Source organism: Paraglaciecola sp. QJM3NY_14 (genome assembly GCF_056173245.1).
On the sequence record NZ_CM149664.1, the window covers coordinates 3,047,963 to 3,064,581 of the forward strand.

Genomic DNA, 16,619 nt, shown 5'->3' on the forward strand with positions numbered 1-16,619 from the left:
ATGATGATAACCAGTTGCGACACTCCGGGTTTGTTACCTTTATCACAGGCGCTAGATGCGATGCGCAGCGTTATTTCAGCCGTGACAGAGCATGAACAATGCGACTTAATGCAGGCTCGAGGACGTATTTTAGCCGAGGACGTTATTTCTCAGGTAAATGTTCCCCCTAGCGACAACTCCGCCATGGACGGTTATGCCATGATAGCTGCAGACTTGCAGCAACAAGACACCCTAGAATTAGTCGGCACTGCCTTCGCAGGTATCCCTTATGAAGGCACTGTGAATCCAGGTCAATGCGTGCGCATTATGACCGGCGCCATTATGCCAAGCGGGGCCGATGCCGTAGTGATGCAAGAAAATACCGCTGCGCTTGATGACACCCCCCAACGCATTCAGTTCATGCAATCGCCTAAAGCCGGTAACAGTGTGCGAAAGGCAGGAGAAGATATTAGCCGAGGTGCGGTGGTACTCAACGCTGGCACACGCTTAACTCCCGCGCATTTATCTCTGTTGGCTTCTGTGGGAATTGCCACTGCGTCCGTAGTTCGTAAACTTAAGGTGGGCTTAATTGCCACCGGTGATGAATTGGTATCACCTGGCAATACACTCAATAGCGGGCAAATTTACGAAAGCAATCGTTATGCCCTGCACGGGATGCTAGAGGAGTTTGGCGCGCATGTGATTGATTTTGGCATAGTAGAAGACAAACCTGAAAGCCTACAACGCACCTTTGCAGAGGCTGACACGCGCTGTGACATTGTGCTTTCTTGTGGCGGCGTGTCCGTCGGTGATGCTGATTATGTGAAAGACGTTTTGCAAAGTATAGGCAGTGTTAATTTTTGGAAAGTGGCTATCAAGCCAGGCAAACCCTTCGCGTTTGGTCAATTAAGCAAAGCGTGGTTTTGCGGCCTTCCAGGCAACCCTGTTTCATCTTACGTTACCTTCGAGCAATTGGTGAAGCCGGTGCTTGAAACGCTAAGCGGGCAAACGCCGAGCATGGCTATGTTATTAAATGCCACCGCAGACTGTGATATACGCAAAGTCCCTGGGCGCGCTGATTATCAGCGAGGTATATACCGTTCGGGCGAAAACGGCCAATTGTTCGTCAGCCCCAATGGCAAACAAGGCTCAGGCGTAATGAGCAGTATCGCTCATGCTAATTGTTACATCGTGCTGGCGCAAGATGCTGGCAGTATAGAACAAGGCAGCACTGTACTTATTCAACCCTTTACCTCATTGGCTTATTAAGTGACCCTAAAAATCGAATTCAAAGCCCTTGCCCATTTGGCTTGGCCCTTATTAATTGCCCAAGTAACCCAAACATTAATGGGCGTATCTGACACCATTATGGCGGGGCGCTTTTCCGCTACCGATATGGCCGCTGTGGCCATAGGTTTTAGCTTTACTATGCCTATGCTCGTATTTATTCAAGGCCTAACGTTAGCACTGCCGCCCATTATTTCGCGCTTTAACGGAGCAAAACAACTAGATAAAGTCGCCAATGCCAGTTATCAAGTGATGTGGCTAGCACTGTTTTTTGCCCTACTGTCCTTGGCGCTCAGCACCTTTCTGGATTTTTTCTTTTCGCTAATTGAAATGGAAGCAGACCTTCGCGTGATCACTATCGATTATGTGCGATATGTACTCTACTCCATGCCGGCTTTTGCGTTATACCAAGTGTTACGCAATGTGTGTGAGGGCCTGTCTATCACCAAACCGAGCATGATCATTATGATTATTGGTTTGCTGGTGAATATCCCTGCCAATTACGTGTTTATTTACGGCAAACTCGGCCTACCCGCTTTTGGCGGTGCAGGCTGTGGTATTGCGACTGGCTTGGTGTTTTTGGCCATGATGTTTGCCACGTGGGTGTACACCCTCAATTCTAAAAAGTTACAACAATATGCGCTTTACACGCGTATTTTTGCTCCCAACGTTAAAGACATGTGGGCTAGCCTCAAATTAGGTTTACCCATTGCCTTGACTATTTTATTTGAGGTCACACTTTTTACTGTCGTCGCAATCTTACTGGCGCCTTTCGGCTCTACGATTGTCGCAGCGCATCAGGTGGCTCTGAATTTCTCATCGTTGATGTTTATGATCCCATTAAGTTTAGGTATGGCGACCAGTATCCGAGTGAGTCATCTACTGGGTGAAAACAATCCATCACAAGCTAAGATGGCTACCCGCGCAGCACTATTAATGGGGTTAACCTCTGCCACACTGACTGCCACTATGACCTATTTGGCCCGGGTTCATATTGGTGAGCTTTACAGTAACAACGCTGAAGTCATAAACATGGCGGCAGGCCTTATGTTACTGGCAGCCCTATTTCAGTTTTCAGATGCCATACAAGTGGTTTCAGCTACTGCGTTGCGCGGTTACAAAGACACCGCAGCCATGTTCTATCTTAGTTTTATTTCCTACTGGGTAATCGGCATGACGATAGGCTGCGTATTAGCCCTCACTGATTGGATAGTCCCGCGCATGGCCGCAGCAGGATTCTGGATAGGCTTTATTTGCGGGTTAACCTCAGCGGCAATTTTGCTGGGCCTTAGGTTGCGCCACGTGCAGCGCCGCCAAGAAAACATGCCTGTTGAAATAAGCATTTAACCCGTTCTACAGCCACCTATTGTTACTCACTTTAGGTGGCTGTGATGATAAGGAAATACAATACCCGCTATCGTGAATAGTTCCCCATTGCATCGAATTGGCTTAACGATTATTGTTTAAATAATCGCCCATCCACTAAGCCCCGTCATGAAAAACCTCTTTAGTCTGTTCATACTTACCTGCGTTTTCAGCTCAGGCGCACTCGCTTTTGATAAAGCCAAGTTAGATAAAGACATAGAAAGCCTAGATACCCATGACAAGGCCATGTTCAGTGTGGCTATGGTGCAAAATGGCCAACCTATTTATCAAAAATCCATTGGCTATGTAGATATCGAAACTAAGCAAGCCGCCAATAAGAACACTCAGTATCGTATTGGCTCTATCACGAAAGTATTCACATCCACAATGATTTTTCAGCTTATTGATGAAGGTAAGCTTGCATTAGATACCAAGCTCGCAACCTTCTACCCGCAAATCAAGAACGCCGAATTGATCAGCATGTCCATGCTACTTAACCATAGAAGCGGTATTCATAATTTCACCGATACCCCTAATTACGAGCAATACATGACTAAAGCTAAAACCAAAGCTGAAATGGTAAGCTTGATTGGATCTTTAGACAGCGATTTTACACCAGACAGCGCGGCCAGTTATTCAAACAGCGGCTACGTACTACTGGGGTTTATCATTGAGGGCATCACAAATGATAGCTACGAAAATCAGTTACATAAGCGAATTACCGCTAAAGTAAACCTGAACAGAACGACATTTGGCGGACCCGTTAAGACGTCAGATAATCAAGCTCACTCTTATAAACATGCAACAAGCGAATGGGTCGCACATTCAGAAACTGACATGAGTATTCCATATGGGGCCGGCGCTATTATCTCTACTTCGACTGAAGTGGGGATATTTATCGAAAATCTGATGACTGGCAAGCTTACCTCAGCAAACTCACTGGCGAAAATGAAAGAGCTTAATCAAGGTTATGGGCGCGGACTGTTTACATTTCCGTTTCATGAAAGAATCGCTTACGGACACACAGGAGGAATTGACGGATTTACCTCTCACACTGGCTACATTAGTGGCGATGAGGTTGTTTTTACCTTGACCTCTAACGGTATGAACATGTCAATGAACGATATCAGCATTGCCATTTTAAGCACCTACTATGATATGCCGTTTGATTTACCTGACTTTGATCAAAAAGCCATTACCTTAACCGAAAGAGAATTAAGCCAATACCAAGGTGTGTTTTCGTCAAAACAAATAGCGCTTTACATTACCCTCAAAACCGATGGGGCTATTCTGACAGCGCAAGCCACCGGTCAGAAAGTATTAAACCTAACGTCCTATTCCAGCACTGATTTTCGTTTCGATCCGGCGGGAATAAAAATACAATTTGCCACTCAAGGGGAAAAGGTTGATTACACCACCTTTGCGCTCAAACAAGGGGGCGGTAAGTACACGTTTATCCGCGAGTGATGCCCTAACAACGAAAGGGAAACTCAGAGAAGAGCAGTACTAATCATTAATTTTGGCGAGCTTGAGATAAGTAATGTTCTCGGCGAATGGTCGCAAATTCATCATCCTTAATCGCTTTTCGCACGGCGGCTTCAACCAAGTGTTTATGCTTAAATAACGGCGAATTTTGGCTGATGGTTACATAATAATTATTCACTTCAATGGGTTGATACTGGGCTAAAACAATATCATTTTGTAGGCCCATATCATTGATCCGTGGTAACGCACTTTCTTGAAAGTGGATAAAGGTATCAATTCTGCCTTTCTTTAACAGTTCTATCTTTTGTAAAAGCGTCGATACGGGAACCATTACCAAGTCTGTTTCTTGGTTAAATCTCTCAAAATATTTTGCATTTCGAGTCACGCCAATATTCAGCTTTCTCAAATCTGTAAAACTCAGTAGCTGGTTTTCATCACTTTTGCGAACAAAAAAAGTGTGTCTCAGGGTTTCATAACTTGGTTTGATATAAACGACTTCGTCTTGCTCACCATCCACACGCCGTAACCCGACTAACAGATCTAAATTTCCTTCCCGTAATTCTCTTATTCTTCTGGCAAAAGGCATGGGAATGATTTCAATTTCCATGTTCATATGTTTAGCAATATTTTTAAGATATTTGACTTGTAACCCGTTGATGAACTCCTTAGACACCGAGCTTTGAATGACATATTGCCCATAGGAAATCGCGGGAAATAATCCAAAAATCAAAATGAAAACTAAGATAAAAAAACGCATGTCTGAACCAGATAAAACAGATAATGAATCGTCATTATCACCCAGCATGGGGTTTAAGCCAATAGCCACATACTACCTTTACGCGCTCTGACATCGGATTTCAATTAGCCGCAGAGGCAATAATCCTGTACGGAGGTATCAAGCACGGTGAATGAGTAAAGGCGTGGCCATCCATCTTTGGATTTGTAGACAGCGAAACGTTGCACTGACTACAAACTGCTCGTTCAAAACGGTTTATAGACTTTAAAAAACCTAAAACGAGCAAAGCATATTCTAACTCGAGCTTATTTAGATACAGCTCAATCAGATAATCTTATCCCATTGAGCTGTCACATTCTGAGCACTTTTGTTAATGCCTAAAACTGCTAAGCAGTGCCGGAATACCCGGTAACATTCCCACCATCGCCATGACGCTGGTCAATATAATGAACATTACCAATGGGATGATCCAACGACTCATGTGTGTTAGTTCTGCGCTTCGCTCTTTGCAGCCGATTAGGCCTAAGTTATCCAGCAGCATGGTTAATGACCAGCCAAATGCGGGGTTCACCAGTGATGACGCAAACACCACTATCGCCGCAGATTGTGTGGTTTTGCCTTCTCTGGTCATTTCCATACCTGCTTCAAGCAACGGAATAAACACCCCTACAATCAACGCCACACACAATACGGGTTGCCAAATAGCGAGATCCATTGGATACCCCCACACACCAGCAATGACACAAAACAGCGCGGTTAAAATAGCACCGGCAGGTATCGGGCGCTTGGCAATGGCCGCCGGCACAATGTAGGTGCCCCAAGACGAGGTGAAATTGGCACCGCCAAAAATAGAGCCAAAGGTTTGCCTTACCGATGCGCTCAGCATGGTGTCATCAATATTCATTTGTACTTTTTCGGTTCGCTGCGGATAACTAATTTTTTGAAATACTTGATGACCTAAAAAGTCTGGTGACCACATAGCGACCGCCAGAATAGCAAACGGCAATACCACCATAAAACTTTCTACGGTTGGCATGCCAAGCATCCAGCCGGTATTTTCGCCCCACCAGTACATGGGGTTCATATTGGGTAAACCGGGTGCAGTGTGGAATTCAAAAGGTGCACCTAGCAAGAAAGCAACAACACCGCCCATAAGGCAGCTTAGTGGTACTGCCAGCCAGCGCTTTTTAAAGTGCTCTAATAAGGCATACAACAAAATGGTCGCAAGAATAACGATAAAGGCAATGTGCGTCATTTGGATGCTTTCTGCCCAAGCAAACAGTTTCTTCACTTGGGAAATAGTGCCTATAAAGCCTAAATACAGTAATAGCCCGCCGCACACACCTTTGCTGGTAAGCCTTGCGAGTAAACTACCGCCCTTGCTAAATGCCAATATCAAACCAAAGGCCCCGATTAACAAGCCAAACGCCATAGGATGACCACCTGCAGCCACCACAATGGGGATCAAAGGAATAAGTGGCCCGTGGGTGCCTGCGAGATTGGCGGTGGGTAGAATAAACCCAGAGAACAACACAATAAAAACCGAGACGATGAGTAGCTCGTAACGAACATTCTCAAGCACAAAAGCATCACTTAACCCTAGGGTACCTGCAAAGGTAGCGGCAATAGCACTGACCATAACCACCTTGCCAATTGTTCCGGCCAGTGCCGGTATCGTATCTTCTATCTCGAAACGATAATCCCTAAAAGGTAAGTTTGCTCGCCAGCGTTTAGGCTGCATAATTTGCAGTTCATGTTCGAGGTATTCATCTCTAGTGTTGAACTCTGAGCTGGGTCTGTGCAGATCTTCGTAACTGCCTGAGGGAGAAATCTGCTCTGTTGTCTCAGATGGTGCAGAGCCCGCATCGTCGTGTGTTCTGGTATTCATGTGTCTCCTAAAAGCGAGTGAATTGCTGAAAATAAAAATCGCTTTCGTTTAAAGCAAAATTGAACAGAAGCGAAGAATAAATCAAATACCGACGGCTAGCGCATAAGCAAAAGGTCTTATAGAGTAAGTAGAATTTTGCTAGGGAGATAACGTGGAGAGGATTTATGGGTGAATACAGCTTTTTGATCAGTATAGGAATAGTATTTATGCTCGGTACCATGAGTCCTGGCCCTAGTTTTATATTGGTCGCAACAACCGCGGTCAGCAAATCAAAAATGCAAGGATTTGGTGTGACGCTAGGCCTCGCCATAGGTGCCGCTATTTTCGCGCTTTTAGCGATATTTGGCTTGTACGCTATTTTACAGGCAGTGCCATCTATGTATGTTGCTTTAAAAGCGCTTGGGGGAGCGTATTTACTATACCTTGCTTATAAGATGTGGAAACACGCTAGTGAACCAATGAAGGTGGTAGCACATGAGGAAGCAAACACAAAAAATTTTTTAAAAGCGGTGCTATTGGGGTTAACAACCCAGTTGAGTAACCCGAAAACAGCCATCATCATTGGTAGCATTTTTGCCGCTCTCTTGCCAAATGAAATCCCAGTATACGGTGAGGCACTACTGTGCTTACTCGCGTTCACTGGGGATGTTGCTTGGTACTCCTTGGTCGTACTCTTGCTGTCGACGAAGAGAGCTCAACATACTTACTTACTTACGATTCAAGCAACACATAGACAGATTAGCAGGCGGATTATTGGGGCTATTAGGCATTAAACTCGTCATTGATTAACGTTTCCAGAAAATCATAAAAGTCCATAAAACGAAGAGCAACATGCAAGCTGAGTAACCGAATAAACACGTCCCCCTAAAGCAAGGCTTACTTGCTATCGTTCTGCACTTTTTTTGCTTTTATCGATTCTGCTATCGCCTTAAATTCATAGGTTGGGTAGATATCCGTGTCAAAAATGCCCCATGCTGATTTTTCAATGGCAAGGTTAAGGGTACGTAAATCTTTTGGGTGAATGTTAACCGTAATCACCTGCCCTAATCCCATCATCACATACCAAGATTCAACCTCTATGCCTTTAGGTGGAAACGACTGCCAGAAACGATTTTCATCCATTTTCTGTTGTAATTCAGCCAAGCTCTTGTCTTGCTGATGTTTCAGTACCACAGTCACAAGGATTTTATCGCTGTCGATGGTATAGTCTTCATTCGCAGATGCCGTTAAAAACACGCCGTAAAAACAAAAAACGGCCATGAGTACAGACCTCAGATATTTTTTCATAGAGCAACCTTGTGAGTAACGTGAGATGGCAACTTGTTATGTTGCCAGTGATATGGGGAATTCGGATTTGCTTAGCCAAATGCCTTTATCCTACTTAAGTATATGACAACAATAAGTAAAGATTCCTCTAATATTAAGCTTTTATATCAGTATGAAGTGATCAATCAACTTGAACCAAGAAAGGCTAGAAGCCAAACAAATTGACTCCAACACTAGCCTACTAAGGCCCGTGGCCTATTTTTTTGGTTTTCTTTATGCTGTTCTGACTGTGGCGCATTTCTTCTTATTAGAAGAGCCTTTTAAGTGGATTTTGTTCTTAGCTGCGCTAGCCACAGCCGTAATTAATACCGCCGTTGGTTTTCGAGCGAATGATATCGATCCCCCGCGTAAAGAAGTTGTCCTTTTACTGCTTATATTTTTAGCCAGTGCAAATAGCTTTTTGCATCTTTGGTTGTCTCAAGCGCCCGAACAAACCACCAATATATTCGTTACCATCATTGCCTCTGGTATCGTTTTGTCGCATCGAGCTCTGTGGTGCAGCGCAGTGCTGTTTAATTGGATTGGGTGGATAGTCATCAGTAACGTTTTACAAATGGCACTCATTCAACATTTTTTCTTTGCGATGGCCATGAGTACCTTACTCAGTTGGTTTGCCCATTTGGCTCGGAAAAACTTGGTAGAAAAACAACAAGAGCTTGAACGGGAACGCGATATCGCCCTTAAGCACGAAAAAGAAGCCAAAGCTGCCACAGAAGCCAAAAGTGCCTTTTTGGCCAATATGAGTCATGAAATTCGCACGCCCATGAACGGTGTTATCGGCATGATCGAATTGGTGTCGCAAACCAAGCTCGAAAAAGTGCAGCAAGATTACATAGCAACAGCAAAGCGCAGCGCTGACTCCCTTATGGTGATCATTAACGATATTCTCGATTTTTCTAAAATAGAGGTGGGTGAGCTTACCATCGAGTTAGTGGAATTTGATGTTGAGCAATTTTTTGCAGAATTGGTTCACGACCAACAATTTCAAGCGAGTGAAAAAGGACTAAAACTGTCGCTTATAAAAGAAGAATTACAACACACCAAAGTGGTTGGTGATCCCTATCGTATTAGGCAAATTGTCAATAACCTATTGTCTAATGCGATCAAGTTTACCCAGTCAGGCCATATACAAGTGCGTTATAGCTTGACGAGTTCAAGTGACAACTTGGAGTTGCACTGCGCTGTGACAGACACAGGCATAGGCGTGAGTAATGAGGCTTTGCCTTATCTCTTTGATTCATTCTCTCAAGCTGATACATCAACAACGAGAAAGTTTGGTGGTACCGGGCTTGGTTTATCAATTACAAAACAGCTTTGCAATTTGATGGGCGGAGACATAAAAGTGCAGAGTCAGTTAGGTAAAGGCTCAACCTTCGAATTCTCTGTCAAACTTGCTTTTTCACAATGTTCAAACACCGAGCTAGAAAAGCCTAGCGCAGCCGTAACATTTCCAAACGTGCAAGTTTTGTTGGTTGAAGACAATTTTATTAATCAAGAGGTTATGTTGGCAATTCTGCAAGGGTTAGCAGTAAGAGTGTACATCGCCAATGATGGGCTTGAGGCAATCTCCACCTTGAGTCGTTGCCAAAAAACACGGTTCGATCTCATTCTTATGGATTGCCAAATGCCAAACCTTGATGGTTACGAAACCACTAAACGCATTCGCGCGGGTGAAGCGGGCGACATCTTTAAAGACATTCCCATCGCTGCGCTAACGGCGAACGTGCTAAATAGCGAACGGTTAAAATGCTTCGAGTCAGGAATGAACGAGTATTTGACTAAGCCTGTTGATTTTGACGCATTAAAATCGATTTTGTATAAATACCAACACGCTAATCTCGAACAGTAATACAAAATTATCTGTCGAGGTTAGCGCCGCAAGATTGCTAAAAACGCACTCGATTAGCAATGGCTGAAAGCGCGAAGCGCGCTAATCAGCCCATCTTTTTGTAGTGGTTACTAGGCTTGTTTTTTCCAGTCCAGCAAGGTCTGAATATGCCCAGTAGATGCAGCAATTAAATAACACGCTTGTAAATAGCCCTTCATTTTGAAGTCTTCTAGTGTTTGCCCCTTTAATTCAGCGAGTTTCGCTTCATTAATATTATACAGGCCGTCAAAGCGCTTTTGCTGACCATCTTTTAGGGTAATACTCAGTTGCAACTCTTCAATCAAGTCCAGCTCGAGCAACGCATTGATAAAGACCTCAGTACGGTTGTTTCCTGACATCAATTGACCCAACAAATCAACCATTTGGGTCAGATAAGCACTGGCGTTACCTTGCTCATCAAATAAACGCTCACCTTGCTCAATGTTTACCCTGGGGCTATCCATATCCACTGTGAGTACGGTATTCTCGCTAGTTGGCTTGGCGCCGTTTTCTGTCACCCCCACCAAAAATGGCTGGCGTCTCAAATGAATAGGCACATAATGCGTGCGCCATTCATTATTTTGCAAAAATAAGTTTTCACCCGCTTCGAATCCCGTCAACACATTTAGACCAAACTGCCCCGTGTTATTGTCTTTCAAAAAACAAATAGGATACGCAAGGGCAAGTGCCCTCACCTCATCGGCTATCACTGGAATAAAGTGTACATTCTCGCCGAACTCGGCGCCCCTCTGGGTTTTTATTAGGGTTTTACTATGCTGTTTAAAATCGATTAGTACTGGCTGGGCCACTGCCGCCTCCTTGTTATGCTTGTTTGCTGACTATCCGGGAGTCATGTCGAGTTGAAAAAGTTTACACTTTTTGTAATCCATACTGATAAATTTTATTTATTAACGCGCGGTTACTCGGTAACGTTTTAAGCATTTGCTGAATTTGTTGCGTGTTTTTTTTGCGAAAATTAGTGGCTCTTTGTTTGTATGAGTCTGACATACCCAATGGGTTCGGCTGCGTATTAAACCCCATGCCGTAAAGCACGTACTGATAGCTGGCCGCGGGGAACACCTCTACCGCATGTTCAAAATCATTATGCCAAGGCGGTTGATATTGCCACAGAGTCAATTGGTCTTGCAGGCTTTGAGGAATGCTTGCTGGGTCGCGATTATCTATCCAAAAAGAAGAGTCATCGCGTTTACTCAGCATATAATGCAGTTTCAAAAAATCGATAATACGTTCCCATCGGTATAAGAACGTGCTGTTGAAGCGCTTGGCAACGATTTCCATCGCATCCCGTGTCGTAGGGAATTGGTCAGCAATCATTGACGCTGATATCTCAACGAGTAACAAAGATGATGCTTCTAAGGGCTCAAGAAACCCTGCGGATAACCCAATGGCAACGCAGTTCTGGTGCCAGAATTTTTCTCTGTGCCCGGGATTTAGCGGGATTTTACGAATATCAGCTTCGTTTACATGGCCACCCGTTTGGGCGATATAGTTGAGCAGCTCTTCACTCGCTTGCGCCTCATTGGTATGAGCGCTGGAATAAACATGCCCTACCCCGCGCCTGTTTTGCAAACCAATATCCCACACCCAACCGGCTCGTTGCCCGGTAGATATCGTATGCGATGCAATAGGTGCATCTTCACTCTCATAAGGCACGTGTACCGCCAAAGCTTGATCCACAAACAATACATCCTTGCAGGACTTAAAACCAACCTTAAAATGCTCTTTAAGCAGCAGTGATTTAAAGCCAGTGCAATCGATAAACAAATCCCCCTCGATATCGCCATTATCGGTTGTAGACACACTGACTATATCATTATTTTCAGCGGCGTTAATCCTTGTTACGTTATCCAGAACATGGCGCACGTTTAGTTTTTCAGTGCAATGTTGTTGCAAGAAGGCTGAAAAACGTCCCGCATCTAAATGATAAGCATAATTAATAATGGACGTGTATTCAGCGGTCGCAATTGATTTTGGGGCGAGCCCTAATTCACATACCGCCTCTTGCGGGCTGACCGCTTGCGAGAAAGACTGTTCGAACGGGCGCTCCATCCAATGACGAGCAAGGTTAGTGCTGTCAAAGTCTTGGGGTAACACAAGTGGATGATAATAAAAATCATCTTCGGCTCCTGTGACCCACTTGGCAAATTTAGCCCCTTGCTTGAACGATACATTGCACTGGCGAATAAAGTCGGTCTCTCTAACACCCATCGCCTTTAGTGTGCGACGCATAGTCGGCCAAGTTCCCTCGCCCACACCTATGGGTTTCACATCCGGTGATTCCACTAAGGTAATGCTAAAACCATCAGCGTATTCGCTTTGAAGTTTGGCGGCTATTGTGCCAGCGGTTATCCATCCTGCGGTGCCACCGCCTACAATCACGACCGATTTTATTGCCTGTGCCATATGACTCTCCAGAGGGCTTATTCTCTTGCTAAGCTAAAAGGTAGTAAAACACTTTGCAGGTGATAAAAGCCATGCTTTTCACCGATAATAAAAAGCCGCCCATAAAGGCGGCTCGATTTAATGCTTATAGCGTCAGCTCAGCATTCACGTGCATGTTTACCTGAATGCTCTGTAGTGGCGCCCCTACCATTTACCACTAATACCAAAGCTGAAACGTGGGCCATATTGTTCAGCAGAAATCAGTTGCTCTTGGAAGCGGCCGTGACGACGAACCGTTTCATCCGTCAGGTTTAAACCATCAACATAAACAGTAAAGGTTTCGTTTATCTCGTAGTTTATACTTAAATCCCACTGACCATACGCTTCAGTGAACGTTGGCTCAGTACCAAGAGACAATAAGAAATCATCGCGCCAGTTATAGGCGACCCGCACTTGAAGCTTCTCATTTTCATAGAAGCCGACCAAGTTACCTGAATCACTTAAGCCAGTTAATGCAATCGTTTGGTCAAAGTCATATGGGTCAAATGACTCATCGCTGTCCACCAAGGTGTAGTTGGCCACGGCACCAAATCCGGTGTCAGAGAACATATACTGGGCGTTCAACTCCCATCCATCAACCTCACGATTTTGCAGATTGTCTGGTGTGGCCACATCAAATATCACGATAGAATCAGATGCTTGGCTTAAACACGCTGGGTTTGGCGTATCAGATGAATCTGGGCAGCCAGGACGTGGATTGATACTTGGGTCTCGCAATGGATTGCCATTTACATCGTTAATTGCGCGCTGCTCAACACCTGCGCCGATGAAGTTTTCTACGAATTTTTTAAAGTAACCCACAGAGGCATAACTGCCGTCATCGTCATACCATTCAACAGAAAAATCGAAGTTATCTGAGGTGATTGGCAGCAGATTAGGGTTACCTTGTGATGCGTTAAAGGGGCCTTCTGGTCTAGCATCAATGTTGGTTGACGGGAACATCGCACTTATTCCAGCGCGGGCCAGCGTGCGACTGTATGAGAAGCGGGTTTTCACTTCTCCCGTTAGCTCCATACTAAAATCAAGATTAGGTAGTATACGCGTGTAGTTACCATCCAGCTCTTGGGCAGTTGCTGTAGTATCAAATACGGGGCGCAACTCTTCTGCGTGGCGATAATTCAAGGCAACAATACCTGGCTGCACTGAATAAGCACTTACGTCAGTGTCTTCATAGCGTACCCCTACATTTAAATCGATAGGTAAATCGTTAAACTCCGTTCTGAAATCAAATGACACATACAAGGCGGTGGTTTTTTCATTCACCCCATTCGTCGTCACGTCAGGCGCACGAAATAGACCTTGGTCTCTAACAATATCGACAAAGGTATTTGCGCTGAATTGCGGAATGTATGGAAACAACGCATTTGCACCAGAGAATTGGTCGGCAAAACCACCTAAGGGTTCAAACGTAAGTCCAAGATCATCAAGAGGAATATCAACAAATGAGAAACGCTCAGAAAGATAAGTATCGACTTGATAATCAGTGTGCATAACGCCGAAATTAATCGCTGCTAGTGCGCCATCTTCGATGTTTTCCCAGTTGCCGTTTATCTGATATTGCTTTATGTTATTTTCCATCTCGTAACCACGCAGTTGGTACAAGTCAGACACTATGTTGTCAGGGTTATACGCGCCACCAGCTAGGCCGGAATCATCAACAACTATAGAGGGGATTTCTCCGCTAAAGTTTGCCCCAATCAAAGCAACCGAGCCCGATGGGTTTTTCAAGTTAGCCAATGTTTCCGCTGTTTGTCCATCAGGGTTCGAATGAGATGTTGAATCGTGGGCATCAAACGTGAGGTTTAGCGATTCCGTTGCTTGCCACTTTAGATTAAAACCAACCGAGTCATTTTCTTTTTTCTCATAACGTTCCCACGCCCAAAAATTGAGTTCGTCATTGACATTGGTAATATCAACTAAGGTTCCATTCTCATCAGTAGTTCCTGCTGGATTATCGAACCAGAACGCTTGTTTGTTTGTGGAGCTGGTTTCTTCGAAGCGTGACATGGTGTAATCCAAGGTTGCTTCAATGTCTTCGTTAGGAGCGAACTGCAACACCAACTGTGCGTTTTGGCGCTCACGCTCGGTGTCAAAGCGCTCTATTTCAGGTGTCCAGGGTACCCAATACGCTCCCGTCGGATTATTACTTGTGTTAATGGCACTGGCGTCAACGCCGTTTGGATTTGCACGATTACGTACCCAGCCTGATGATGTACCAACACGGTCACGACCGCTGTCACGCTCTGAATGAGATGCCGACAATAAAACGCCAAACTTACCATCAGCAAAGGTTTGACTGATCATGCCAGAGATTTCTGGGGTAATGCTACTACCTGTGTCTACACTGGAATCATGGACTCCTTTGACACTTGCAAAGGCTTTGAAACCGTCGTAATCGAAGGGTTTTGCAGTACTAATATCGATGGTTGCACCAATGCCACCCGAGGCCACATTAGCTTTACCCGTTTTAAACACAGAGACACCTGAAACACTCTCTGAGGCAATTTCTCGAAAGTTAAAGCTTCTTGAAACACCGTCCGATTGCAATGCAGAAGAATTTGGCATTTGACGACCATTCAAAGTCACTAGGTTAAAGTTAGGCCCAAAACCACGCACAGTCACCTTGTTACCTTCGTTGTTGGCGCGATCAATCGACACACCACTGATACGCTGTAATGACTCGGCCAAATTGGTGTCTGGTAACTTACCAATGTCTTCTGCTGAAATAGCGTCTACTACACCTGATGATTCTTGCTTGATCGATGCAGATTTACTTAGCGCACTTCTAATACCAGTCACATTAATGACTTCAAGGTCGGCGTCTTCGGCTGCTGTGGACTCCTGCTGTGCATAAACGTTAGTGGATGACACTAACATCGCCATGCATATGGCATTCAGTTTAAATTTTGCGTTACTCATTTCGTGCACCTCAAAAAACATTGGAAATTCAGAATGAATCAGTTCTGGTCATGTTTACATCATAACCAAACCAATATTGTCATCAACAATATTGTTAACAATTCACAAACAATAATAAAAATTGTAGTAACAAGTCAATCTAAATCAACATTATTTTTACAAATTAACAGGAGAGCGATTACCCGTTAAGTGAAGGAGCACATGCCAAGCGGAGTCATTTATTACACGCTTTAAAATACATTTAGATTGGCTTGCTAACACTAACCCGCTGAAATTATTCGTTATAAAATTGCGATAACCGAATCAGCTGTTACAGCAACCTAGTAACTTTGAATTTCTAGCGAGGGGTTAACAGCACGATTGTTAAAACGAGAAAGTGAATATTAAGTGGTTGTTCTATGATCAATTGTCACGTGTTAACGCTGAAGAGAAAGAGCAAGAGAAAGAGAAAGAGAAATTAAAAGACAGGGATTAAAAAGGAAGAAATCAAAAAAGCCGCTTCAAAGAGCGGCTTGTAATTTAGCACCCATCTCACTTACGTGAGACGGCTAATCTCACTATTTTATATTCTTGCGAATACTGGAAATAGCGAGTTTCAAATCATTTTTACGTAGCGCATCAACAATATGGCGATGCTCGTCCACCAATGTTTGCGAGTTACGAATACGTTGATAGTTCATACGCATTCGTAGCACAACTGGGTACCATAAATTGGTTAAGTCTTCACCACCGGCCAATCCGACAAAATACTTGTGAAACTCGATATCGGTTTTGGTTAGCTCAGTAAATTCTTCTTTGTCAAAGTGTTCTTGCATCTTATCGATGATGGCATCCATACGGGCCAAATCCGCTTCAGATATATTGTTTTCCAATTGCTTTACTGCATGCTCTTCAATCTTACGACGAATTTCAATACTCAGTTTTTGTAACTCAGGCGTCAGCGGGCTGCTAACCGACGACCCTACATTGTCCTTGCTGACTAACAAGCCTTCTTTAGTCAATTTAATTAATACGTCTCTGATCGGACCGCGAGACGTACCAAAACGTTCAGCCAATTGTTGTTCATTCAACTTTGTGTTCGGCTCTAATTCGCCAGAGATAATATCTGAGCGCAATACATCAGCGATTTGCTCTCTGACGGAAAGAATTTTATTAGATTTCATAAGGTAAGCTTCCCAAAAAGCGGCATTATATTATGTACTATATACTAAACGAAAAAGTCTTCGTGTGATAAATATTTTTAGTTAACAATGCTCATATGTATAGCATGATCAATTAGGTTTGCAATTAATTGTTAACAATGT

Annotated in this window: 12 protein-coding genes; 5 read left to right on the top strand and 7 right to left on the bottom strand. The window is 44.1% G+C overall.

The features are described from left to right. Positions 1–3 precede the first annotated feature (3 nt). From moeA to AC0VYA_RS12880, 3 genes are all read left to right on the top strand, one after another. The gene (gene moeA / locus AC0VYA_RS12870; protein WP_475491070.1) at positions 4–1,248 is read left to right on the top strand and encodes a molybdopterin molybdotransferase MoeA; all 1,245 of its coding nucleotides are present in this window, start codon (positions 4–6) and stop codon (positions 1,246–1,248) included. After that, positions 1,249–2,613 (top strand): MATE family efflux transporter, encoded by a 1,365-nt coding sequence (locus tag AC0VYA_RS12875; RefSeq protein WP_475488518.1) that lies wholly within the window; start codon positions 1,249–1,251, stop codon positions 2,611–2,613. A gap of 147 nt (positions 2,614–2,760) precedes the next feature. Next, entirely contained in the window at positions 2,761–4,098 is a 1,338-nt protein-coding gene (locus AC0VYA_RS12880; RefSeq protein ID WP_475488519.1) for a serine hydrolase domain-containing protein, read from the top strand. Between the two features lie 46 nt (positions 4,099–4,144). Here the strand turns inward: AC0VYA_RS12880 and AC0VYA_RS12885 are convergent, their stop codons facing one another. Then, positions 4,145–4,942, bottom strand: a complete 798-nt coding sequence (locus AC0VYA_RS12885) for a substrate-binding periplasmic protein (protein WP_475488520.1) — start codon at positions 4,940–4,942, stop codon at positions 4,145–4,147. A gap of 280 nt (positions 4,943–5,222) precedes the next feature. Further along, positions 5,223–6,740 carry a DUF3360 family protein gene (locus AC0VYA_RS12890; RefSeq protein WP_011575323.1) on the bottom strand — a complete coding sequence of 506 codons (1,518 nt, stop codon included), beginning with the start codon at positions 6,738–6,740 and terminating at the stop codon, positions 5,223–5,225. Positions 6,741–6,904: 164 nt separating this feature from the next. On the opposite strand from AC0VYA_RS12890, the gene AC0VYA_RS12895 reads away from it, so the two are divergent. Continuing rightward, a complete protein-coding gene (locus AC0VYA_RS12895) occupies positions 6,905–7,513 on the top strand; it encodes a LysE family translocator (RefSeq protein ID WP_475488521.1) in 609 nt (202 codons plus the stop codon). A gap of 103 nt (positions 7,514–7,616) precedes the next feature. Here the strand turns inward: AC0VYA_RS12895 and AC0VYA_RS12900 are convergent, their stop codons facing one another. Then, on the bottom strand, positions 7,617–8,027 hold the full coding sequence (locus AC0VYA_RS12900) for a hypothetical protein (protein ID WP_475488522.1): 411 nt from the start codon (positions 8,025–8,027) through the stop codon (positions 7,617–7,619). Between the two features lie 169 nt (positions 8,028–8,196). On the opposite strand from AC0VYA_RS12900, the gene AC0VYA_RS12905 reads away from it, so the two are divergent. Continuing rightward, the gene (locus tag AC0VYA_RS12905) at positions 8,197–9,915 is read left to right on the top strand and encodes an ATP-binding protein (RefSeq protein WP_475488523.1); all 1,719 of its coding nucleotides are present in this window, start codon (positions 8,197–8,199) and stop codon (positions 9,913–9,915) included. Between the two features lie 110 nt (positions 9,916–10,025). On the opposite strand, the gene AC0VYA_RS12910 is transcribed toward AC0VYA_RS12905, so the two are convergent. The 4 genes from AC0VYA_RS12910 to AC0VYA_RS12925 all read right to left on the bottom strand — a co-directional run bounded on the left by AC0VYA_RS12910 (position 10,026) and on the right by AC0VYA_RS12925 (position 16,478). Then, positions 10,026–10,742, bottom strand: coding sequence for a SapC family protein (locus AC0VYA_RS12910; protein WP_475488524.1), 717 nt, complete (start codon positions 10,740–10,742; stop codon positions 10,026–10,028). 61 nt (positions 10,743–10,803) lie between these two features. Continuing rightward, complete coding sequence (locus AC0VYA_RS12915) at positions 10,804–12,357, bottom strand: tryptophan halogenase family protein (RefSeq protein ID WP_475488525.1); 1,554 nt, start codon at positions 12,355–12,357, stop codon at positions 10,804–10,806. 183 nt (positions 12,358–12,540) lie between these two features. Next, complete coding sequence (locus AC0VYA_RS12920; protein WP_475488526.1) at positions 12,541–15,315, bottom strand: TonB-dependent receptor; 2,775 nt, start codon at positions 15,313–15,315, stop codon at positions 12,541–12,543. Positions 15,316–15,872: 557 nt separating this feature from the next. Continuing rightward, entirely contained in the window at positions 15,873–16,478 is a 606-nt protein-coding gene (locus AC0VYA_RS12925; protein WP_473481199.1) for an FCD domain-containing protein, read from the bottom strand. Between the last annotated feature and the right edge of the window lie 141 nt (positions 16,479–16,619).

Excerpts from the sequence above, each read along its gene's own strand:
- moeA (WP_475491070.1), top strand. The coding sequence starts at position 4 with ATGATAACCAGTTGCGACACTCCGGGTTTGTTACCTTTATCACAGGCG.
- AC0VYA_RS12880 (WP_475488519.1), top strand. The coding sequence starts at position 2,761 with ATGAAAAACCTCTTTAGTCTGTTCATACTTACCTGCGTTTTCAGCTCA.
- AC0VYA_RS12890 (WP_011575323.1), bottom strand. The coding sequence starts at position 6,740 with ATGAATACCAGAACACACGACGATGCGGGCTCTGCACCATCTGAGACA.
- AC0VYA_RS12895 (WP_475488521.1), top strand. The coding sequence starts at position 6,905 with ATGGGTGAATACAGCTTTTTGATCAGTATAGGAATAGTATTTATGCTC.
- AC0VYA_RS12900 (WP_475488522.1), bottom strand. The coding sequence starts at position 8,027 with ATGAAAAAATATCTGAGGTCTGTACTCATGGCCGTTTTTTGTTTTTAC.
- AC0VYA_RS12915 (WP_475488525.1), bottom strand. The coding sequence starts at position 12,357 with ATGGCACAGGCAATAAAATCGGTCGTGATTGTAGGCGGTGGCACCGCA.
- AC0VYA_RS12920 (WP_475488526.1), bottom strand. The coding sequence starts at position 15,315 with ATGAGTAACGCAAAATTTAAACTGAATGCCATATGCATGGCGATGTTA.
- AC0VYA_RS12925 (WP_473481199.1), bottom strand. The coding sequence starts at position 16,478 with ATGAAATCTAATAAAATTCTTTCCGTCAGAGAGCAAATCGCTGATGTA.